The following is a 21,449-nucleotide window of genomic DNA, read 5'->3' as shown; positions in this document are numbered from 1 at the left end:
ATCAGTGCTTGCTCTGCTGGTGCTACAAGCACTGAAATAAATCGCTGCTTTAAGTGGTGAAAGTTATTGAGTGGCCAGTATTCTGTTCATTTCATAAAAATCACCACTCATCTGTGACCATAGTTTTTGGCGTGTTTGATTAAATTGTTCTTCGCGAGCAAGCAGTTTACCTTCGGTATATGCGGTATATTTTTTGGGTACGTTTCCATCAAACCAGTAATAAGTCTGCGATGAAGTTGTTTTTGCACGGTAATTGCGATTTAGGGCGTACAGACCTCTGGTGTGTACTTCAGCCATCATTTCTGCTTCATTTACAGTTTTGACACTATATTTTTTGAAATAGAAATCTTTATACACATCTTGATTGACCATATTACCGTGTTCATCTGCCACCTGTTTTGATCCTACACGCAGATTTTCATGGAGGTTTTGGGTTTCAATATTTTCTTTATACTGTTGAAACTGGCCGTGGTTCATGCTTACATCAATCACTAAATTGGCGGCACTGGCATTATCGACAAAATTAACATAATTTTTTTGTAATGCGGAACGTATGTTATCAGCCAGATAGCTGTTGCCGCGGACGAAAATCTGTATTTGTCCTTTTTGCGCATACATACTTGCCAGTTTGGTGGAATTTTTATAGGTATTGCCATATGGGCTGTATACCTCGCTGGCAGCACGGTATAAGGTAGCAGCTTCGCGATATTCACTCAGACGCTTTGCGCGGCGAATTATGGTTTGTGCCTGCTGGTAATGTTTTTCTGCTTCAATGGTGCGCCATTTTTTTTCATAAATGTCTGCTTGTTTGGCGCTGTCTTTATAATTGCCTAAAGGCAGATACACTTCGTGTGCTTTGCGAAAATTTGCGGCAGCCTGTTTATAATTACGTTCACGTATATCAGCCTGTGCGTCTGTGTAAAATTCCTGTGCCGCAGTTTTATAATACATATTTTGATTATCTTCAGCACGTTTAAAAATATCTTGATAATTGAAATACTCATAGCCCTGCCGATATAATTTTGCTTTGCGCAGATAATCATCACTGTATTTAGGAATAATAGCGTTGGCTTGCTGATAAAACTGTTGAGCCAGGGATTCTTTTATTCCGTTTAAAGTGTATAGACTTAGATATTTTTCTATAAATGGACTATAGCTTTTATCTTCGAGCTCGGTTTTTAGTGTCAGTAGTAGCTGATAATTTTTAATCCGTTTATTATAATCAGATGGTGTAGCTTGCTGGATATTTTTCTGAGCCATGGCGATCAGTTCTGCTACTGTTGTTTGTAAGTACTGAATGTCTTTATCTTTCCATGGTTTATTTTTCTGTTGCAGCTTTTTGCTTTTTGCATTGAAGTTATTAGCCAGAATTTTTACTCCTCCGATATAATCACCGGATTTGAATTTATCTTCCGGTTTTACAGATACTACACAGCTTGCCAATATCAGACACAGAAAAGCCAATAGTATTTTTCTCATTTATTTCTTTCCTCGGCTACGTAAACAAAAAAAGATACGATATAAAATCAGCATATTAACATTATCAATACAGAAGCGTAAGGAATTATAAGTCTACCGATTATGCAAATTTGAAATGATATTGATATGCTTTTATTCTATTTGTCTGGCTATTGCTGTGTAGTGAATCGAAAGCTCTAAGCACCCTGACTTTTTTCAACGCTTTTTTAGGAGAAAAAATATTTTATTAATAGATCTGACTAGCTTTGGATAATTGAACAGGAATGATGTAAGAAAACCTGAACTGGCTGTTAACAATTCAGGTTTTTTTTTGACCAGTTAGCCAGATTCGATGCCTTGATTTTCAGAAGTTTTGTTGCTGGCTGTTGTTTCAGTTTAGTTTCGTGGCGTATATGCGTAGACGGTGCTGTTTTGCCAAGCGCCTATATAGTAGCGATTCTGATGATAAGCTAATGCCACAGCTCTTGGTATTGAGTTAACTAAAGTGTTTACGGTTTTTGTTTTGACGTCTACTGTACGCACCATGTCAGCCCCGTTGTCAATCACAGCAACGACGTTTGGAGAAACAGTAACAATGCCTACGCCTGGACGGTTGAATTCTTGACCCAATTCTGTCTGGCTGCCATCTGGTGAGATTAGGGTGAGGCGACCGCTATACTGGGAAACAACTAAGCTGTTATCCGGTAATTGGGTGACGCCCACTGGTGTGGTTAAACCCCGGGCAATGATTTCTTTGCGGCCGCTGTTTAAATCCAGTGATACGATTTCTCCAGTGGAACGGTTGGTAACCAACAATTTGCCAGTGTTGGAAAAAGCAATACCTGTAGGGGTATGGTAGCCATCTGAAATTTTTTCAGCTTTACCGTTGGCATTGATTTTTAAAATGTAATCTCCATCGTAGGATGATACATAGATATTATCTTGTGCATCAATAACAATACCAGCTGGTGCTTCAATATCGGCATAAACGGTATCACGTTTGCCGTTGGTGTTTATTTTAGTGATTGAGTTACCTGACCAGTTTGTAACGTACATTGCGCCTTTAGTGTCGAAGGCAATTCCTGTGGGGGCATTGAAAGAAGAGCTAATGGTCGTTAATCCTTCAGTGGTGCGTGCGCTGGTTTGCTCGGTTGTTAATCTGGCCATATTATTCCTTCCGTATAAATATAGTGTGCATAATGTAAGAAAAACAAAAGCCATTGCATAGAAAAATTTTTTTTTCAACATGTGTACCCTAGTGTGAGCTGAATGAATAGTGGATGGGCAGTATTTTATTAAATGCGTAAAGATTCGGCTGTTATCAGTGTTTTCCATCAGGCAGTTGATCATTGCTTTTCAGTCTGAAGTGCATCATTCTGTTTTTGTCTGACGGTAGAGTCTGTTTTGATTATTTAGTTTTTAATGTCTCCTATGGTTCATGTGAATAAATAATTTAAAGATGCGATTGCTGAATTAAGCGTACTTAAAAATCAGGAAATACAGAAATACGAAATTAGCGATATGAAATAAATATCAGGGATTGGAAGCGCATTGTGCCGGAAGAGCATATATAAAAGTTCGACTGGTTAACACAGTATTAGGCATAGCTATGCTGGCAGTTTGTACAGTTTGCTTGGTTCTAAAGTGCTGTTGTCGCGATAGTTGTGTTACTGCTGCCATGCCTGATAAATCAAGTGTTATTATGCTTATGATGTATATTCGGCTGACTTATGTTTTTTCATGCAAAAATTGATGTATCTCGGTATGCAGTGCAGCGAAGTAAATTATAATCGTTAGCGATAAAATAAATGCGGCGTTTGCTGCTGGTGTTAGTTCAACGAAAGGGATTTTTATGTCGCAATTTTTGCTGGTGCCTACTGGATCACAGGCTGGTTTGACCGGTGTGGGTCTGGGTGTGGCGCAGATATTTTTACAAGCCGGACAGGTGCCGCTGTACTATAAACCAGTTACCGCAAGTACAGCTGCGGATAATACCGTTGCACTGGTGCAGGCGGTATTGCAGCAAACTTTGCCTGAACCACAGTCGCTGAATGCTTTGGATGAGCGGGTATATCAGGGACAAGCAGATGATGCTGTGGAAGAGTTTGTTGCTGCTTTTCATCAGCTGGCTGAGGCAAAACATGATGTGGTGGTGATTGAAGGTGCGGTTCCGGAAGCGGGTCGCACTTATCTGCCGGCACAAAATGTGAAAATTGCGGCAGCGCTGAACGCACGGGTAATTCTTGTGGCAGCGATTGCAAATCGTACTCCTGCTTTGGTTGCAGCGCAGTTGTTGCTGGCTGCGCATGATTATGCGCATGGCCACACAGAAATCAGTGGCTTTATTCTGACTGCTGATGCCGAGCATGCTCCTGCAGCTGGGTTTGCTGCCGAGGTACAGTCTGAACTGACCGCACATGGCTGCAAAATTGATTGTCTGGGTGTGGTAACTGCTCTTCCGGCTGAAATTGATGTGGCTCAGGCTAAGGATGTAGCCAGTGCAGTGGCTGCGCAATTGAATGCTCAGCTACTGAGTGCAGCACAGGCTAAACCATTGACAGAGCATCTTGCGCCGGCAGCATTTCGCTTTCAGATGATGGCGCGTGCCCGTGCGGCCAATAAACGTATTGTGCTGCCGGAGGGCAGTGAACCGCGCACGGTTGCCGCAGCGGCCATTTGTGAAAATAAAGGAATTGCGCGCTGTGTGTTGCTGGCTAAAAAAGAAGAAGTGGAAGCAGTAGCACGGGAAAAAAATATTCAATTACCGGCTTCACTGGAAATCATTGATCCAGACACAATCCGTGAACGCTATGTTGCACCGATGGTAGAACTGAGAAAAAGCAAAGGTCTGACACCTGAACAGGCCACTGAGCAATTGCAGGATACGGTAGTGTTGGGCACGATGATGCTGGCAACAGGTGATGTGGATGGTCTGGTGTCTGGCGCAGTACATACTACGGCCAATACCATTCGTCCGGCTCTGCAATTAATCAAAACAGCTCCGGGTGCCAGTCTGGTATCCAGCGTATTCTTTATGCTGATGCCGGATCAGGTGCTGGTATATGGTGACTGTGCTGTTAATCCGAATCCTACTGCCGAGCAGCTGGCAGATATTGCCATTCAGTCTGCCGATTCTGCTAAAGCATTTGGTATTGAGCCTAAAGTGGCGATGATTTCTTATTCTACCGGTTCATCCGGAAGTGGTGCTGATGTGGAGACGGTGACAGCAGCTACTAAGTTGGCACAGCAAAAACGTCCTGATCTGCATATTGATGGGCCATTGCAATATGATGCGGCCAGTGTGCCTAGTGTGGGCAGACAGAAGGCGCCGGACAGCAAGGTTGCTGGGCAGGCTACTGTGTTTGTATTCCCGGACTTAAATACCGGTAATACTACTTATAAGGCTGTGCAACGCAGTGCGCATGTGTTGAGTGTGGGGCCGATGTTGCAGGGTCTGAATAAACCGGTAAACGATTTGTCGCGTGGCGCACTAATTGAAGATATTGTGTACACCATTGCTTTAACGGCTATTCAGGCAGTACAGATGGGCTAACCCATATTATTCTTCGGCAGATTATTACTGCTGATAGACAGGCAGATGATATGACAATCATCTGCCTGTTTTGTATTTTATGGCAATAAAATTAATTATTTTATTTTTTATAAGCAATTTAAAATTAAATATTGATAATAAATGGGATGATTATTGTCTTTTGATACGATAACTTTACGAACTATTGCCAAATCTGTGTTAATAAATTACAGTCTGTAACTGGACATAACGTCTGATAAAATAGCCAAGAATACAAAGGGATAATCTTAAATTAGAGGTATTATGCAGTAATATACTCGCCTGCAGTTTTTTTGCAGGCGGTTTATTTTTTCAGGGCTTAAAACACTACTGCGATATTGGCTGGCTGCTGAGAGCATGAGGCCTTGTCTTTTTTTATGTTTTGTTGTTTTCAACCTTGGATTGAGTCTTTCGGGGAGATAACGATGAAACTTATTGCATTCATTGCGCTGGTACCTGAGTGGATCAGCGTATCTTTTTATGTTTTATTTCTGTAAAATAATTCTCAAATTAAAGTAATGTTTTTACAATAATATTTAACTTGATATTTTGTGTGATTGAAACGGCTAGGATTAATGTGTTTTGTTTAGCCAGCGCCTGTGATGCTCTTCAGTTTATTCTGCTAACGATGGACGAAATAAATCAGGTTTGAGTAGATTTTGGCTATTGGTCTGTGTTGAAGATAGGTTTTGTCAATCTGGACTAGTTGCAGTGATATCAGGATAAGATTATTTTTTTAACGTTAGTTTGATATGCGGTTTGTGCGGTTTGATTTCTTTTGCTGATGGCTGGTTAGAAGCGGCAATTTGTTTGCGTTGTGTTTCAGACAGCAAGCCGGACCAATCACCCTCAAGATACCATTGTGCACCGAAATCCTCGCACGGATGTGGAATGCGTATACTACCATTGCCGCATTGTAAATCATCGGCACGACAGTATTTATCACAGCCCCAGCAGATTCGTTCGGGGTGTTTAGGATGCAGAGGGAAAACCTTGGCCATAGTAAAGTCTATTGTTGGGGAATATCTGCGGTTATACCCGCTGAAGCCAGTTTGTTCAAGCGGAGGAGGACTGGGTGCTGTGTAATGTTTTGTCGGGAAAATATTTTTGCCAAAACAAAATATGCTTGATTCAGGAACAGATAAAGATTCGGTTTAATATGACAGGTGCGCAATGAAACAATATGATGTTGCAGTTTTGGGTGGTGGGTTGCTGGGACGTCTGACTGCGTGGTTACTGGCAGAGCAGGGCTCTAAAGTGGTGCTGTTCAATGCCGGTAATCGAAATGGAGAAGGCAGCGCTGCATTTGCGGCAGCAGCGATGCTGGCGCCTACAGCTGAAGCGGTGGAAGCCACGCCGCTGGTGGTTCAGTTGGGATATTCCAGTTTGCCAATCTGGCGTAAGTGGGTGGACATATTTCCAACTCCTGTATTCATGCAGCAGAATGGATCATTAATTGTCTGGCATCCACAGGATCGAGAGCTGGCTCAGCAGTTTACACGAGATTTGCAACGGGCTCATCAGGATAGCAGCCGCTGTCAGCATTGGCACAGTCAGCAAATCGATGCACAAGAACCGCAGCTGGCTGGCCGTTTTCAGCAAGGACTGTTTTTACCAACAGAAGGCCAGTTGGATAATCGTCAGACACTGCTGGCACTGGCAGATATGCTTGAGCGCCGGCAGGTAACCTGTTATTGGGAACGCGAAAGTGAGCCGGCTGAATGTGCAAAATTGGCTGAATGGACGCTGGATTGTCGCGGTTTTGGCGCTAAAAAAAGCTGGAACAATCAGGCAAATAGCCGTCTGCGCGGTGTTCGGGGAGAAGTGCTGCGTATTCATGCTCCAGATGTGACACTTCACCGGCCGGTACGGGTGCTGCATCCACGCTATCCTATTTATATTGCGCCGAAACAGAACCATTTGTTTGTGATTGGTGCTACTCAGATTGAAAGTGAAGATGACAGCCCGCTGAGTGTGCGTAGCGGGCTGGAGCTGATGTCTGCTCTGCATTGCGTTCATCCGGCTTTTGGTGAAGCACGAATTCTGGAAAGTCTGGCGCAGCTACGCCCGACACTCAATCATGAAAATCCGGAAATACGCTATGATGCACAAAATCGTTTGGTAGCTGTTAATGGATTGTTTAGGCATGGGTTTATGATTTCACCCACTGTTAGTCTGGCTACTGTACGGGTTATCCAGGCGTTGATGCAACAGCAGCCACTTCCAGATGCAGACGCGCGCTATGACATACACGTTGTGCCGGTAAGCCAGAATGGAGAATCAGTAAAATGAAATTATGCGTTAATGATGAGATAATAGAGTTTGATGGCCGCACGCTAGGGGAACTGGTTGTGCATATTAATCCTGAAACACCGTTTGCAGTGGCCGTAAACACTGCTTTTGTTGCCCGTAAGGAATATGGTGGCTATGTCTTGCAGGAGCAGGATAAAGTGGACATTGTGAGTCCGGTAGTGGGCGGTTAGTATGGTAGCAAAATGGTTGTCAGCAAACCCTGTATGCATACAGGGTTTTTTGTTGCTCGTCTTTGCCCGTGCTGGCTAAAGCTGAAGTAGGTGTTCTGTTCACTTTTAAATAAAGCAGTAAATTTCAGGCTAAATATTCCATAAAAGTAATCATATTTTATTTTTCAGTAATATCAATATGCTGATTAATCTTCAAGGCTGATATAATAATTGATATCGTCATATATACGGGTTTGGAGAACGCAGAAGGGTAAATTTGCTTGATTTTGCCTTTAATCTACATTTACACTTGCGCCCCTGTTTTACATGAATAATACAAATCAATAGTTGTTGTTAACATATCAAAAGGGCGTTAATTATGTCTAATCTGTTTGCTCGTACCGAACCGGCCAGCCGCAGTTTTGGGGTTGCTTTTTTTGCCGGTATTATGGGGGGGCTGATTTCGGCTTTTGTGAAATCTGGTACTGAAGGTATCATGCCACCGCGCACACCAGACCGTGTGCCGCCTCCGATTCAGATGATTCAGGATATGGGCATTGATATTCACAATATGGTTTACACTTATTCCGACCAAGTAGTGAACTGGGGTGGCAGTCTGATACACATCCTGTTTTCAATTGTCTGGGCTGTCATTTACTGCATGGCAGCAGAAATTTTTCCTAAAGTAAAATTATGGCAGGGTATGGCCTTTGGTATTGGGGTAACTATTTTGTTCCACGGTATTATGCTGCCAGTCATGAATTTGTCGCCTGCTCCGTGGAATCTGCCTTTTGATGAGCTCTTTTCTGAGCTGATTGGTACCTTGCTGTGGATGTGGACTATTGAAATTTTTCGCCGCGATTTGCGTAACCGTCTGACTAAAAAACCAGACCCAGAATTTCAGTAGACTAGAGTAATGATGGCCGGATGCTGAATTTCTTGATATTCCGGCTATCAGCAGAGATAGTTTTTTGTTTTTGCCCATGTTTATCCACATAATGAAGTGTCAGTGTGACGCTTGATACTGGATAAGTGTCATGGGCATTTTTATATTTGTGTCTGACCTCTGCTCTGTTGTGCGGTTTATTTCTAAGCTTGATTATTTTATGCGTAATGAATTATGAAAATAAGATAAATACTCAATCGATTGCCTGCTTTTTCATTTTGTACTAACTGATTTTTCCTATTAATTGAAATCAGATGCAAAGATATTGTTCTGGTTATAAAATCTAGTCTTTCTTCTTCTGGACAGTGCTTGGCGGCTGTTTGGACAATATTCGATATTACTGTTTTGCGGAAAGAGAGCTGATGGCTTTACAACTATATAATGAGCAGTTTGAAAGTCGTTTGCTGCTGGGAACCGCTGCTTATCCTAATCCGGAAATACTGCGGGCAGCAGTTAGAAAATCTCAGCCGGCAATGATAACAGTGGCTTTGCGCCGGCAGGGTGCTACTTCGGCAGAGCATGGTCAGGGTCTGTGGGGATTACTACAGGAACTAGATTTGCCTATTTTGCCTAATACAGCCGGCTGCCTGAGTGTGCAAGAGGCAGTAACAACAGCACAGATGGCACGCGAAGTTTTTGCCACAGACTGGATTAAGCTGGAGCTGATTGGCGATGACCATACTTTACAGCCGGACGTGTTTCAGTTGGTACAGGCGGCCGATATCCTGATTAAAGATGGGTTTAAGGTACTGCCCTATTGTACGGAAGATCTGATAGCTTGCCGCCGTTTACTTGATGCCGGCTGTCAGGCTTTGATGCCTTGGGCAGCACCGATTGGCACCGGACTGGGACCCGTGCATGAATATGCCCTGCATGTGCTGCGTGAACATTTACCTGATACTCCATTACTTGTGGATGCGGGGCTGGGATTGCCTTCACATGCGGCCGCTGTAATGGAATGGGGTTTTGATGGGGTGCTGCTGAATACTGCCGTTTCACGCAGTGGTGCTCCGGTGTTGATGGCAGAAGCTTTTGCTCAGGCGGTAAAAGCCGGCAGACTGGCTTATGAAGCGACACCGGTTGTACCGCGGCATAGTGCACAGGCCTCTACGCCACAACTAGGTCAACCTTTCTGGCATTATCCTGACTATAACGATTAAAAATAAAGTGTGTACGCACGTTATTTTTATTATTCTGTCCTGTTTTGGTGTAGTGGCTGCATTAAAACAGGACAGATTTTTTGTCGTTAATGGTTGTGCTTTGAATCGGTATAGGAAATGCGTTTTTTCAATTGCTGCCGATACAGAGGCAGGAACAGGGTTAGCAGGATAAACCAGACCGGAGTGGCTACCAGTCCGGTAAGCGTATCTTTGTCCTGACTAAACAAATACAGCACAAACGCAAAAAATATCAGACACACATAACACATCGGAATGCCAAACGGCATTTTATAAACGGAGTGCGCATGTGCTTCTGGGAAAAGGCGACGATAGCGTAAATAGGCAATTAGGATTACTGCCCAGACAAAGATGAAGCAGATGCTGGAAACAGTGGTCACAATGGTAAACACTTTCATGACATCACCTTCGGCATAAAGCAGAAAGACGCCGATCAGCAATAGTGCACAAGAATATAACAAACCGTTTTGCGGTACGCCGGAGGCCGACAAACGGGCAAATACCTTCGGACCTACCCCGTTGCGGGATAGACCGTACAACATGCGGCCAGTGGAGTACATACCGCTGTTGGCTGAAGAAAGCGCGGAAGTCAGTACAACAAAATTAATAATTGTAGCTGCCGCGCTGATGCCAATGAGCGTAAACATGTTAACAAACGGGCTGCGGTCTGGTGCCACCATGCTCCATGGTGTGACAGTCATGATGATTGTCAGAGCCAATACGTAGAAAATAATCACACGTACTGGTATTTTATTAATGGCTGCCGGTAGTGTGGTGGTGGGATCATCAGTCTCTGCTGAGGCGGTACCAACAAGCTCTATACCAACAAAGGCAAAAATAGCAATTTGAAAGGCAGCAAAGAAACCAGACCAACCATGAGGCATCCAGCCACCGTACGACCACAGATTGCTGATTCTGGCTTGAATACCGTTGGAACTGACAAAACTGGTTATGAGCAGATAGCCGCCACAGCCAATTAAAGCAAGAATGGCCAGAATTTTAATCAGCGCAAACCAAAATTCCAGCTCGCCAAAAAGCTTCACTGATAGCAGATTGAGCGTTAGCAGAATGATGATGCAGATAATACCGGGTAGCCACAGGGGTACCTCCGGCCACCAGAATTGGGTGTAGCCGGTAATAGCGACAATATCGGCCATGCCAATCACCACCCAGCAAAACCAGTAAGACCACCCAACATAATATCCAACAGTAGGGTTGAGGATATCAGTAGTGAAATCAACAAAAGATTTGTATTGCAGGTTATGCAAGAGTAATTCACCCATGGCCCGCATGACAAAAAACAGAAATGTACCGATGATGATATAGGTAAACAGTACGGAAGGGCCGGCCAGACTGATGGTGCGGCCGGATCCCATAAACAAGCCGGTGCCGATTGCTCCGCCGATGGCAATCAGTTGTAAATGTCTGTTTTTCAGAGTCCGTTTTAATTCGGGCGGCCGGTTCATGTTTTATCCTCTATAAACTTGAAAACAGGAAGTAAACTCATGGTGTGATTTTGACGGATGAATGTAGAGTAACGGGTTATCTTAAGCGGATGTATTTTCATCACTAACAGGCTGTATCACAGCCGTAGCAGTACGTTATTTGTAGGATACAGCACCCAATGATTGGGTAGCGTAGACAGCCTGATGCCCATTACTGTATCACAGTTTTTTACAGTTGCTGTCAATATCTCAATGTAGTGGTTGTATATGGAAAGATGTTGTATTAATGTTGTGGTTTCAAGGTATATTGTATGCGTTTCAGGTTAACTTTAAAAATAATAATTAAACTAATTTTAGGGAGAAATACTCCATGCGCGCGATCCTGACTGGATTGGTGGTAGGCTACGGCTTTATGGTGATGTTTATCAGTACGGCTATAAAGGGTGTCTACCAAATTAATTTTACCGGTCTGGTGCATCATTATGGTGTTGGTATTGAGGCAATGGCTCTGGCTGGCGGTTTCTTTGGTTTGGCGCAAGGGGTGTTTTCAGCAATGGTCGGAAAGCTGTGTGACCGTTGTGGTGCCAGCTATGTACTGTTGTCCGGCATGTTGTCTGCTGCGTGTGCATTTTTGTTGTTTTCTTCTGATAATAGTTTTTTGACTTTTTTGCTCGGTTTTCTGCTGTTCGCCGCATATGCAATGGCGGCTTTGACTTTTGTACCAGTCAGTATTCTGATTGATATGTATGTGATGCCAGAACGGCGTCAGCTAGCCTATGTGCTGGCCACAAATGGTATAGCCGTAGGGCTGATGGTTCTCTCGCCGATTTGGATTTATCTGGAAGGCTATCTTTCATGGCCCATGCTGTGCTCAGTGCTGGCTGCAATATTTGCCTCTCTGGCTGTTATACCAGCGTTGCTAAACTGTCTCGGACGGACTCCGGTGAAAATACCAGTAGCGTTACGTGCTGTAACAGCTCCTTTAACCCCGCCAAATGCACAGGCTGTCAAACAAACCACGCTTGCGTCTCTGCCGCGCTACTGGTATTTCGACCGCAGATTCTTACTGGCTGCACTTGCTTTTTCAGGCTGTGGTACGTCGATGATTTTTATAGATGTGCATTATGTACCCGCTATTCAGGAAATATTGCAGCATCGTACCACTGCTAATCTGCTGACCGGTTTTTCGCTTAGTCTGCTTGGTTTGTCTGAGGCACTGGGAAGTTTGCTGATTGGCTATATAGTGTCGAAAAAAGTATCGCTGCCATTGCTCTTGGGTATGTTGTTTCTACTGCGCTGTGCCACACTGATGGCGTTGGTATTGTGGCCTGAACCAGTGATGGTGCCGTTGTTCGGTATATTTTTTGGCATTACCTATATGGGTACCGTGATTATTATCTCGCGTCTGGCAGGTACTATTTTTGGATACCGCTATAAAGGATTTATTTTTGGTGCCTTCTTCCTAATTCATCAGCTAAGTGGTTTGCTTACAGCATGGCTGGGCAGTTTGCTGCGGGTTTATTGTGGTAGCTATTTTCCGGTTATCTGTTTTGTTGCGGTATGGCTGGCCTTATCAGCAGGAGCGTCTTTACTTCTATCGATTATGAAAAATAATCCAGATGCCGGTACAGGCTCTGGGAATGATAGTCGGTTTCAAGTTAAATACGAATAATAGTTCCTGTCTGGAATGAGACGGTCTTGATTGTGGCCTTGTTAGCCGTAAAATAGACACAACAGATTTAAATAGTAAGAGTGTAGACAATGAGTGAAAATAAAGTGGTTCATTACCTGAAAGATTATCAGGCTCCCGATTTTGCAGTGGCAGAAATTGATTTGACCTTTACGATAGAGGAAGCTTATACCCTTGTGCGCAATCGCATGATGATTGTTCCGCATGAGGTAGGTAGACCATGTGTGCTGGATGGCAGTGCTGAATTATTGCAAATTGTGCTGAATGGAAAATGTCTTTCTCCGCATGAATATGCGATAGCCGATGAAAAACTGACAATACATACGGTACCGGATACTCAGTTTGAGCTTGAAATTACCACTAGATTGTATCCGGCGCAGAATAAAACGCTGATGGGGTTGTATGAATCTGGCGATAATCTGTATACCCAGAATGAGCCGGAGGGTTTCCGTAAGATTACTTATTATTTTGACCGGCCGGATGTGATGAGTCAGTTTACCACTACCATTATCGGTGATAAGCGGCGCTATCCGGTAATGTTGTCTAACGGTAATCTGATTGACAGTGGTGAATTGGATAACGACCGGCACTGGGTTTGCTGGCGTGATCCGTTTGCTAAACCCAGCTATCTCTTTGCTCTGGTGGCCGGACAATTGGCGGTGTTGGAAGGTAATTTTACCACTCGCAGCGGGAAAGAAGTGGCGCTGAAATTTTATACCCGTCCGGAAGATCGGGAAAAAGCAGGTTTTGCGCTTGAATCTTTGAAACACGCCATGCAATGGGACGAGGACCGCTTTAATCTGGAATATGATTTAAATATATTTATGGTCGTGGCTGTGAGCGATTTCAATATGGGTGCCATGGAAAACAAAGGCCTGAATATATTTAATACTAAATATGTGCTGGCTAGCAGTGATACGGCTACCGATGCTGATTTTGAAGCCATTGAAGGGGTAATCGGTCATGAATACTTTCATAACTGGACCGGTAATCGTGTCACCTGTCGCGACTGGTTCCAGCTCTCTCTGAAAGAAGGGCTGACTGTTTTCCGCGATCAGGAATTCTCTGCTGACCGCGCTAGCAGAGCGGTGCGTCGTATTCACAATGTTAGGGTATTGCGCAGTATGCAGTTTGCTGAGGATGCCGGCCCAATGGCGCATCCGGTACGGCCGGCTTCGTATGAGGAAATGAACAATTTTTATACGCTCACAGTATATGAAAAAGGCGCTGAAGTAGTACGCATGTATCATACTTTGCTGGGCGAAGAAGGTTTTCAGAAAGGTATGCAGCTTTATTTTCAGCGGCATGACGGTCAGGCCGTGACTTGTGATGATTTTCGTGCGGCGATGGCGGATGCCAATGGTGTGAATTTAGACCAGTTTGCATTATGGTACAGTCAAGCTGGCACACCGCAGATTAAAGCGCATGGCGACTATGATGCACACAATCAAACTTTCAGCCTGCATCTGCAGCAATTCATTCCGCCTACTCCGGATATGGCCGATAAACAGCCGATGGTGATTCCGGTAAAAATCGGCTTGCTAGACAAAAATGGCGCATCTGTCGCTTTTAAAATGGCCGGTACCGCAGATAAAACTGAGGAAACGGTTCTGGTATTCAATCAAACAGAACAAACGTTTGTATTCCATGATGTAGCGAAGGAAGTCGTACCTTCATTGCTGCGCGGATTCAGTGCACCGGTACGACTAGACTATCCTTACAGCGATGCCGATTTGATGTTACTGCTGGCACATGACAGCGATTCTTTTGCGCGCTGGGAAGCGGCACAAACTTTGTATCGTCGTGCATTTGCCTCCAATCTGGATGCACTGGCTTCTGGCCAGCCGCTTCCGCAACATGCCGAACTGGCACAAGCGCTAACTTCAGCTTTGAATGCCGATATTGACCCAGCGTATAAAGCGGTCTTGCTACAGGTGCCGACAGAAGCAGAACTATGGGAAGATGTGTCTTCAATTAACCCTGAGCAATATGTATGTGCGCGTCAGGCTTTGTTGCAGAGTCTGGCCAGCTGTATGCAGGATACGCTGACACACTGGCGTGAATGGGCGGATGAACAGGAGCGTACCAGCCGGCATCAGGCACCGCAGGAGTATCATCCTGATCTGGCTGGTGTTCGTAGTTTGCGTAATACATTACTGCAATGGGGTGTATTGGCCACTGCAGATTTGCTACACAACATAGTAAACGAATTCAGCCAGCGTGCTACCAATATGACTCATGAATATGGAATGCTTGCAGCCATAAATCATTTGTCTGATGATAAACGCAATGACTTGCTGAATCAGTTTGGCCGGCGGCATGCGCAGGACGATCTGGTAATGGATAAGTATTTTATCCTTATCGGTAGTAGTCAGCGTCCAGACACATTGCAGCAGGTTGAAAAGGCTTTGCAGCATCCGGCTTTCAGTTTGGAAAATCCGAATAAAGTGCGCTCATTATTAGGCAGTTTCAGTCGTAATATCCCTCATTTCCATGCTGCTGACGGTAGCGGCTACCGTTTCTTGGCGGATTATATTCTGCGTATTGATGAATTTAATCCGCAAGTGGCTTCGCGGCTGGTGCAGGCATTTAATCTGTATGACCGGCTAGAGCCCCGGCGCAAAACGTTGATGGCTGAACAATTGCAGCGCATTCAGAAACATGAGGGTTTATCTAAAGACAGCCGTGAGATTGTAGATAAAATTTTGCATAGCTGAAATATGTAAATTTATTTTGCTGCTGTATATTTTTTCAGAGCACTACTGCTGAACAGTAGTGCTCTTTATTATTGGTGTATAAACAACAGAACCATAAATTACGCTGGATTTGAGTGTAAGGCATCAGCTTTCCAGTAGCTGTTTGCCCAGATAGTCGTTGTCTCTGGCCATGCCAGGCAGGACAAAGTAAAAGCCTCCACCAAAAGGTTTGATATACCGTTCGAGGGGTTCTCCGTTCAGGCGGTTTTGGGTATCGATAAAGCCTTTTTTCAGGTCGTTCTGATAGGCTACGAAAATCAGTCCCATGTCTAGCTGACCGCTGGGTAAAACGCCAAGTGAATAGCTGAAGCTGCGTCGGCGCAGTTTGGCTACGTGCCGCTCGGGAATACGTGGTTCGGCACGACGCATATGTGAATCAAATAAGATACGGTCGCCATGCGGGTCTCGTTTCATTTGCGGATCATCCATCTCATGCTTCATGCCGATAGGGGCACCGCTGGATTTGTAGCGGCCAAAATCGTTTTCCTGATCTTCTAGCGGTGTTCTATCCCAAAATTCCAGATTGAAGCGAATCAGGCGGATGGCCTGATAACTACCACCCAGACACCATGCTGGTTCGTGATTATTAGCAGTGACCCATACCAGCTCGTCCATCAGTTTGCTATCGGTAATGGCTGCATTGCCGGTGCCGTCTTTAAAGCCAAACAGATTGATGGCGGTGCTGTGATGGTCAATATCCCTTGCCGGTAAAAATCCGTCCATTTTCCAAAGTGGTACCATATATCGATTACAGTGATGGATGATGTCGCGCAGAGCATAGATGACACTTTCACGGCTGTTGGCGCAGAACTGGATTGATAAATCTCCGCCACACCAAGATTTCTCCAGCCGGTCGTTGGGGAATCGTGGCATGGGAATCAGTTTTTTTGGTTTCTGCTGAGCCAGACCGAAGCGTTGATCGAATAGGCTGGTGCCAACGGCAACAGTGATAGTGAGGGAATCGGGTGCGAGATTGTTTCCAAGCAGACCGGACTCGGGCGGAGGAAGCTGGTCTGTTTTGTCTGCGCTTAAGGTCTGAGGACGGGTAAGAAAGGCAATGCGCTGAGATATAAGCTGGAGTAATTGTTGCAGCTGAGTTTTGTCTCGTGCGGTAACGTTAAAAGCGACAAAAATAGCCTCTTTGGTATCTGGTGTAATCACTCCGGCCTGATGTCTGCCCCAATAGTCTACGGCTTGATTGTAATCGTGGCTACAGGTTCCAGCAGCGCTAGCTGTGTTGCTGATACCTAATCCTGTCATTCCTAAGCTGCCGGCCAGCAACATTTTCATGCCATGGCGACGGGCAGGACTAGCCGGATTGTCTTTTGCTGTGGTAGCTGTTTCAGATTGGTGAGTTAAGGTATTTTTGTTCATAACTGATATCAATGAGGATATTTGTAGTAAACCTTTACGCCCAGCTGCGCACGTAATTGTGCCAGCCTGCTGCTTTGGAGACTGAGCAGAGAATAGAGGCGGTCGTGGTCTGTTTGGCTCAGCTGACTGAAGCTCTGAAACTGATTATTGGGTAATTGATAGTGCTGTAGGACGGCAAAAATCTGCTGATATCCACTATCAAGTGACATGCGTTGTTGTGTTGAAATAAAGGGAGTCAGATATTGAACGATTTGTGCTGAGCCAGTTACATTGGCCTGAATATCGGCCAGATCGCTGTGACTGTATTGATTTTCTTTACCGGCCAGCTTGGTTTGCAAAATCATTTCTAGAAAATCGGCTGAGGACTGGACAATTTTGGCGATATCCAGTTCATCGGCAGCTACGCGTTTTTGTAGGTCGATGATTTCGTATTGCAGATTGGCAGCTTCAGCCTGTGCCTGTTGCACGTCTTTAAGCACAAATAAATCATATTCCAGACGATGAAAACCGCTAAAAGCAGGGTCGTTAATGCCTTGCAGATAATAGTCGGCACGCGAGTTGATGTTTTCATCGGCATTGCCAAATAATCTAACAATAATTCGGATCTGTTCGTAACTTTGGTGTGCGCGGACATAATCCAGCTGAGCCTGTGCCAATTGTTTGTTACGGCAGGCTGCGACGATGGCGTCAAGGTATTGCTGGGTAGTTTTCAGCTGTGTAACGACCTGTTGCTGATAAGCCTGAATGGCTGCATGATATTTTTGCGGGGTGGGAATGTCGCCTTTGGCTGCAACGGCATTGCTATCGTCGATAATGGGGGCTAATAATCCATGTGCCTGAGAAAGAGACGGCAGTAACAAGGCACACAGATAAAGAGTGTGAAACAGACGCCGTGTCATTTGGTTTTTTTCCTTAAGAACAAAAGAGCCATTATTAGCCAGAATAAACCAAAGGTGATCACGCTGATCCACATAGGCTGCGAACGATATGCAAACAGTGATGATGCAAAGCTACCGAAAAGGCCGCTATCGTCAATGACATGAGAGGTATCCCAAGCCGGATTGATGAGAAAATCAGGGATGGATACGTCGTGTTCGAGTAACATATTGGTCCCGTCTTCAACAGCTTTCAATAATAGTGAAATGGAGAGAAATAACAGCACAACACCGGTGATGGTAAAGAATTTTTTCCATTGGATGAAACGGCTGGTGAGGATAAATACATAAAAGGTAAATGCGGATACAATGATGCCGATTAGTACGGCCATGAAGAAGCCGGTGTAATTGTGGCTATTGAGCTGCATAATCTGACCGGATAGAAAAACGACTATTTCACTGCCTTCACGGGCAATAGCGATGGCAATGATGAAGAGTGCTCCCCACCATGAGTTGCGTGCTACCTGCTGTGCCATTTCTTGTTCGAGTGTGGATTTCATACTTTTGGCATGGCGGTTCATCCAGTACACCATTTGTACAATTAGTATGCTGGCTATTGCGGACATGGCCATCATAAACAGGGTCTGATGGTCATCGCTGAGCTCTTTGAAGACGCCATTGATAATTAAAGCGAGTATGACTGATATCAGTACACCAAGCCCTATGCCTCCAAACAGATAGCGCATGCCGTTACTTCTGTCGGGGTTGCGGTTAATCCATGAATAAATAATGCCAACTACGAGCAGTGCTTCGAAACATTCGCGCCAGACAACAAAGATGACTTGTCCCATTATATATCCTGTTGTTATTTTACGATTAGCTGCCCTTTGGGCTTATTCAGATGAAAGTCGTCGAAAAAGATATAGGTGCCGGGTTTTTTAGGCGATATGACTACTACTGAAGAGGCGCCGGGTGCCAGTACTTTTTCTTTAACTAGCTGGGTGCTTTCAAATTCCACCGGTCCTTTGCCAATGTTGGTGACCTTGATGCGGATTATTTTATTGGCCGGTGCATTGAGGGTGAGAGGCATCATGTCGCCATCTTTCATTTTTAATTCCAGTGTGACTTTGTCTTCAGCGCTGGCTAAACAGGAAAGCATGAGGCAGACTGAACTGAGCACAATAAGAAAAATTTTTTTCATGATGTTTGCGCTTGTGGCTATGGTGTGCTGATGAAAAGCAGGAAGGGATTATTCTGCCGGTTAGGACCAGAATAACCCCGTCCGTACGACTTAATTTATTAATAGCTGCCTTTGCGGCCTACACCGGTGTAATCAAAATCCCAGCTAACTTCAAATGGTTTGAACCATGGTGCTACGCCGGTTTCTTTATCAATATGACGTGCCATTTGATTGGCAGTAGGTGGGGAGATGCGGTAGGTAACACGGTATTTACCATGACCATCCAGTTTGATGTTGTCGCCATAATGTGGACCGTCATTGGCCACCATAGACATAAATTTACCTGAATGTTCGAATTTGCCTTTGTTCAGCTTGGTGACGGCATACTCTACATTTAGGTTGGGAATCCAGTCTCCTTCAGCAAAGCCATTGGGGTTGCCTTCTGTGGCATGAATATCGGCTTCCATGTGGACATCGGATTTGCTGGCCGGCAGATGCATATTGCTGTGATCCATTCCATCAGTATCCATGGTGATGGGGGGTAGGTAGACACCGGAAATTTCCATTCCATTTTTGATAATGGGTTTACCCATCGGATATTCTTGAGCAAAGGCAGCCATGGACACTAGGGCTGCGCTGGCAATCGCAATTTTTTGTAACAGCATGTCTGGTTTTCCTATTTATAGTCATGCTGAATCGGTATGAAACAGCATGACTAGATTAAATTGATAAGTATTATCAATATACTCTTTTTACGAATGTTAGAAAACCATTAAATTGTGTTTTTTTGCGCTGGTTTAGTGTTATTTATTGCTATGCTGAAATGTCTGATTTTTGATGGTTTTTTATTAGACTGGGCTGGTTTCTGTATATTGCTGAATAACTCTCTATATGATGATTTGATTGATAAATGAATGATTTGTGCTGAATCATTTATCTTTCGGAGCTTTCAGCAGTCTCTGTTTAACCGGCGTTGGTGTGAAATTGTGATTTTGTGATGAAATGGTATAAATAATTATTGTTGCAGTGTACACAAGCTATTGATATATAAGTTAAGTAATGTTAAATTATCGCTTCGGCCGGATAGGGTGCCGGTGAAGGATTTGCCGGTAGCGTCTATAGATCATATTTGTGGTTTAACTTTCGGAGATATGTTCTGGCTGAAATCTGTGCAGTCTGATGTGGCTGCCTATGGTGTGGTCACCATAGGCAGGATGTGACTAGGATTTTTGTAATACTTGCCAGATTTGTTGCGCGATGGGTTCGATGCCGTTCCACAGCAAAGGATTCCAATTGCGCTGTTTGCAAAATGAAAACACCATGGTTTCGGCACTGAGGATACTTTTACAGGGCCTGAAAACCAGCAATCCGCTGTCCTGCCAGTCTGAATCGGCTCTGACGATATAGGGCGACAGGATATAGGCGGTATATTCGGCTGCTTCATCTGGTTCATTGAGCCATGGACTGCCGATTGGTGTGGTTTGTTGTAGATAGTAAAGGGCATAGGGATGCTGCAATTGTATGTTGTCGTGCAGTGCAGTGGACAGTGTGTTCTTGTCTGGTGCAAGAAGTTTCATTGTCTGTCTCCCTGTGCATGTTTTATGTCAAATACATTATTTGTATTTGTCATGTAATATATCTGTGTGTCTTGACGATATCTGATTGTGTGGTGTGTTTGCGCAAACAGGTGATGTGGCAGATTGTGATGGGGGAGATTCGCTTTGTAGATGTTCATATTATTGCCTTTCTCTTTGGTCCAGAAGCCGCAAATGTGCTGTCAAACACAGATGGCGGCAGACAAATGGCAGGGTTGACAGACCGACAAAGAGAACCGGCAGGCGCGAAGCCTCCCTGCCACTGTCCACCATGAATGAGGAGGAGGCAATGGATATTTACAGACAAAAAAGCTACTCCGTGGGTGAGTAGCAGGATGTCTGCCTCTTTGATCAGCCTGTCAAAGCTGGTTGCGCTATTGAACGCAACGTCTTTATCTTGCCGTTAAAGCTTGGTACTGTCAAATATTGCCGTGTACCAGATGTTCCGGTTGTTTGCTGTGTGTTTTCAATCGGGGTAAAAGAGGAGTTTTTACCGTTTTTCTTTTGTCTCCTTGGTAACCATAATGATCCCCTTTAAGGTTTTTTGATTTGCCGGCATGTTGGGCTGAATACCGTTCTTTAAACGGTATGTACAAAGAGTAAACTGACTGATTTACTGTTATATGATGAGTATACCCCTTAATTTTTTTTCTGAAGGTGCCTAAACAAGCTTTGATAGTTGCGGGCTATAAATTCGACGGAAATGCGACATTACTGATGAGTATTGTTTTATTTGAGGAATGTTGCTGTGCAGACAGACTGTATGGAATTAGTTGTGCAATTTATGACAATATTTTATTTAAAGTGTTGTTTATTGGTTGCAAAAGGGTATTCGTAAATCTAAATAAAAGTTGTAGATTAGGGTTGTGGTTTGTACGGGGACACGATATTTAAATATTATTGCTTATTCATATGAAAA

General features: G+C 44.3%; 19 protein-coding genes. 9 read left to right on the top strand and 10 right to left on the bottom strand.

The genetic code is table 11. The features are described from left to right. Positions 1-63: 63 nt before the first annotated feature. Both J3U64_RS08455 and J3U64_RS08450 read right to left on the bottom strand, forming a co-directional pair. The gene (locus J3U64_RS08455) at positions 64-1,479 is read right to left on the bottom strand and encodes a hypothetical protein (protein WP_267408919.1); all 1,416 of its coding nucleotides are present in this window, start codon (positions 1,477-1,479) and stop codon (positions 64-66) included. Positions 1,480-1,854: 375 nt separating this feature from the next. Beyond that, positions 1,855-2,625 (bottom strand): serine/threonine protein kinase, encoded by a 771-nt coding sequence (locus tag J3U64_RS08450; RefSeq protein WP_267408918.1) that lies wholly within the window; start codon positions 2,623-2,625, stop codon positions 1,855-1,857. Between the two features lie 685 nt (positions 2,626-3,310). Here J3U64_RS08450 and pta point away from each other — a divergent pair. Then, positions 3,311-5,011: a phosphate acetyltransferase gene (pta, locus tag J3U64_RS08445; protein ID WP_267391537.1), complete on the top strand. Its 1,701-nt coding sequence runs from the start codon at positions 3,311-3,313 to the stop codon at positions 5,009-5,011. Positions 5,012-5,757: 746 nt separating this feature from the next. On the opposite strand, the gene J3U64_RS08440 is transcribed toward pta, so the two are convergent. After that, entirely contained in the window at positions 5,758-6,030 is a 273-nt protein-coding gene (locus J3U64_RS08440; RefSeq protein ID WP_267408917.1) for a DUF3079 domain-containing protein, read from the bottom strand. A 172-nt stretch (positions 6,031-6,202) separates the two neighbouring features. Between J3U64_RS08440 and J3U64_RS08435 the strand changes: the two genes are divergently transcribed. From J3U64_RS08435 to J3U64_RS08420, 4 genes are all read left to right on the top strand, one after another. After that, entirely contained in the window at positions 6,203-7,321 is a 1,119-nt protein-coding gene (locus J3U64_RS08435; protein WP_267408916.1) for an FAD-dependent oxidoreductase, read from the top strand. Beyond that, positions 7,318-7,512: a sulfur carrier protein ThiS gene (gene thiS, locus J3U64_RS08430; protein ID WP_267408915.1), complete on the top strand. Its 195-nt coding sequence runs from the start codon at positions 7,318-7,320 to the stop codon at positions 7,510-7,512. The genes J3U64_RS08435 and thiS overlap by 4 nt, the downstream gene beginning before the upstream one ends. 358 nt (positions 7,513-7,870) lie before the next feature. Further along, complete coding sequence (locus J3U64_RS08425) at positions 7,871-8,398, top strand: YagU family protein (RefSeq protein WP_180295836.1); 528 nt, start codon at positions 7,871-7,873, stop codon at positions 8,396-8,398. 401 nt (positions 8,399-8,799) lie between these two features. Further along, positions 8,800-9,597 carry a thiazole synthase gene (locus J3U64_RS08420; protein ID WP_267408914.1) on the top strand — a complete coding sequence of 266 codons (798 nt, stop codon included), beginning with the start codon at positions 8,800-8,802 and terminating at the stop codon, positions 9,595-9,597. 86 nt (positions 9,598-9,683) lie between these two features. Here J3U64_RS08420 and J3U64_RS08415 read toward each other — a convergent pair whose 3' ends face one another. Then, positions 9,684-11,081: an amino acid permease gene (locus tag J3U64_RS08415; protein ID WP_267408913.1), complete on the bottom strand. Its 1,398-nt coding sequence runs from the start codon at positions 11,079-11,081 to the stop codon at positions 9,684-9,686. 349 nt (positions 11,082-11,430) lie between these two features. On the opposite strand from J3U64_RS08415, the gene J3U64_RS08410 reads away from it, so the two are divergent. After that, positions 11,431-12,732, top strand: a complete 1,302-nt coding sequence (locus J3U64_RS08410) for an MFS transporter (RefSeq protein WP_267408912.1) — start codon at positions 11,431-11,433, stop codon at positions 12,730-12,732. Positions 12,733-12,821: 89 nt separating this feature from the next. Further along, positions 12,822-15,467, top strand: a complete 2,646-nt coding sequence (gene pepN, locus J3U64_RS08405) for an aminopeptidase N (protein WP_267408911.1) — start codon at positions 12,822-12,824, stop codon at positions 15,465-15,467. Between the two features lie 123 nt (positions 15,468-15,590). Here the strand turns inward: pepN and efeB are convergent, their stop codons facing one another. From efeB to J3U64_RS08380, 5 genes are all read right to left on the bottom strand, one after another. Then, positions 15,591-16,880 (bottom strand): iron uptake transporter deferrochelatase/peroxidase subunit, encoded by a 1,290-nt coding sequence (efeB, locus tag J3U64_RS08400; RefSeq protein WP_267408910.1) that lies wholly within the window; start codon positions 16,878-16,880, stop codon positions 15,591-15,593. A gap of 8 nt (positions 16,881-16,888) precedes the next feature. Continuing rightward, entirely contained in the window at positions 16,889-17,779 is an 891-nt protein-coding gene (locus tag J3U64_RS08395) for an EfeM/EfeO family lipoprotein (protein ID WP_267408909.1), read from the bottom strand. After that, positions 17,776-18,606, bottom strand: coding sequence for an FTR1 family iron permease (locus tag J3U64_RS08390; protein WP_267408908.1), 831 nt, complete (start codon positions 18,604-18,606; stop codon positions 17,776-17,778). The genes J3U64_RS08395 and J3U64_RS08390 overlap by 4 nt, the downstream gene beginning before the upstream one ends. A 14-nt stretch (positions 18,607-18,620) precedes the next feature. After that, positions 18,621-18,956 carry a cupredoxin domain-containing protein gene (locus J3U64_RS08385; RefSeq protein WP_100140757.1) on the bottom strand — a complete coding sequence of 112 codons (336 nt, stop codon included), beginning with the start codon at positions 18,954-18,956 and terminating at the stop codon, positions 18,621-18,623. A 98-nt stretch (positions 18,957-19,054) separates the two neighbouring features. After that, entirely contained in the window at positions 19,055-19,600 is a 546-nt protein-coding gene (locus tag J3U64_RS08380) for an iron transporter (RefSeq protein WP_100140756.1), read from the bottom strand. Positions 19,601-20,029: 429 nt separating this feature from the next. Here J3U64_RS08380 and J3U64_RS08375 point away from each other — a divergent pair, with 429 nt between their 5' ends. Further along, positions 20,030-20,155, top strand: coding sequence for a hypothetical protein (locus J3U64_RS08375; RefSeq protein ID WP_267391549.1), 126 nt, complete (start codon positions 20,030-20,032; stop codon positions 20,153-20,155). Here the strand turns inward: J3U64_RS08375 and J3U64_RS08370 are convergent, their stop codons facing one another. Then, positions 20,156-20,512 (bottom strand): hypothetical protein, encoded by a 357-nt coding sequence (locus tag J3U64_RS08370; protein WP_100140754.1) that lies wholly within the window; start codon positions 20,510-20,512, stop codon positions 20,156-20,158. It lies immediately after the preceding gene. A gap of 71 nt (positions 20,513-20,583) precedes the next feature. On the opposite strand from J3U64_RS08370, the gene J3U64_RS08365 reads away from it, so the two are divergent. After that, a complete protein-coding gene (locus J3U64_RS08365; RefSeq protein ID WP_143558393.1) occupies positions 20,584-20,805 on the top strand; it encodes a hypothetical protein in 222 nt (73 codons plus the stop codon). Positions 20,806-21,449 lie beyond the last annotated feature (644 nt).

Origin of the sequence: Snodgrassella sp. B3800, assembly GCF_026535865.1 — a bacterium.
Classification (GTDB): domain Bacteria; phylum Pseudomonadota; class Gammaproteobacteria; order Burkholderiales; family Neisseriaceae; genus Snodgrassella; species Snodgrassella alvi_E.
This window is presented reverse-complemented; position numbering and strand designations above follow the sequence as displayed.

What these genes read in the sequence shown, in the direction of transcription:
- J3U64_RS08455 (WP_267408919.1), bottom strand. Translation starts at nt 1,479, where the DNA reads ATGAGAAAAATACTATTGGCTTTTCTGTGTCTGATATTGGCAAGCTGT.
- J3U64_RS08450 (WP_267408918.1), bottom strand. Translation starts at nt 2,625, where the DNA reads ATGGCCAGATTAACAACCGAGCAAACCAGCGCACGCACCACTGAAGGA.
- pta (WP_267391537.1), top strand. Translation starts at nt 3,311, where the DNA reads ATGTCGCAATTTTTGCTGGTGCCTACTGGATCACAGGCTGGTTTGACC.
- J3U64_RS08440 (WP_267408917.1), bottom strand. Translation starts at nt 6,030, where the DNA reads ATGGCCAAGGTTTTCCCTCTGCATCCTAAACACCCCGAACGAATCTGC.
- J3U64_RS08435 (WP_267408916.1), top strand. Translation starts at nt 6,203, where the DNA reads ATGAAACAATATGATGTTGCAGTTTTGGGTGGTGGGTTGCTGGGACGT.
- thiS (WP_267408915.1), top strand. Translation starts at nt 7,318, where the DNA reads ATGAAATTATGCGTTAATGATGAGATAATAGAGTTTGATGGCCGCACG.
- J3U64_RS08425 (WP_180295836.1), top strand. Translation starts at nt 7,871, where the DNA reads ATGTCTAATCTGTTTGCTCGTACCGAACCGGCCAGCCGCAGTTTTGGG.
- J3U64_RS08420 (WP_267408914.1), top strand. Translation starts at nt 8,800, where the DNA reads ATGGCTTTACAACTATATAATGAGCAGTTTGAAAGTCGTTTGCTGCTG.
- J3U64_RS08415 (WP_267408913.1), bottom strand. Translation starts at nt 11,081, where the DNA reads ATGAACCGGCCGCCCGAATTAAAACGGACTCTGAAAAACAGACATTTA.
- J3U64_RS08410 (WP_267408912.1), top strand. Translation starts at nt 11,431, where the DNA reads ATGCGCGCGATCCTGACTGGATTGGTGGTAGGCTACGGCTTTATGGTG.
- pepN (WP_267408911.1), top strand. Translation starts at nt 12,822, where the DNA reads ATGAGTGAAAATAAAGTGGTTCATTACCTGAAAGATTATCAGGCTCCC.
- efeB (WP_267408910.1), bottom strand. Translation starts at nt 16,880, where the DNA reads ATGAACAAAAATACCTTAACTCACCAATCTGAAACAGCTACCACAGCA.
- J3U64_RS08395 (WP_267408909.1), bottom strand. Translation starts at nt 17,779, where the DNA reads ATGACACGGCGTCTGTTTCACACTCTTTATCTGTGTGCCTTGTTACTG.
- J3U64_RS08390 (WP_267408908.1), bottom strand. Translation starts at nt 18,606, where the DNA reads ATGGGACAAGTCATCTTTGTTGTCTGGCGCGAATGTTTCGAAGCACTG.
- J3U64_RS08385 (WP_100140757.1), bottom strand. Translation starts at nt 18,956, where the DNA reads ATGAAAAAAATTTTTCTTATTGTGCTCAGTTCAGTCTGCCTCATGCTT.
- J3U64_RS08380 (WP_100140756.1), bottom strand. Translation starts at nt 19,600, where the DNA reads ATGCTGTTACAAAAAATTGCGATTGCCAGCGCAGCCCTAGTGTCCATG.
- J3U64_RS08370 (WP_100140754.1), bottom strand. Translation starts at nt 20,512, where the DNA reads ATGAAACTTCTTGCACCAGACAAGAACACACTGTCCACTGCACTGCAC.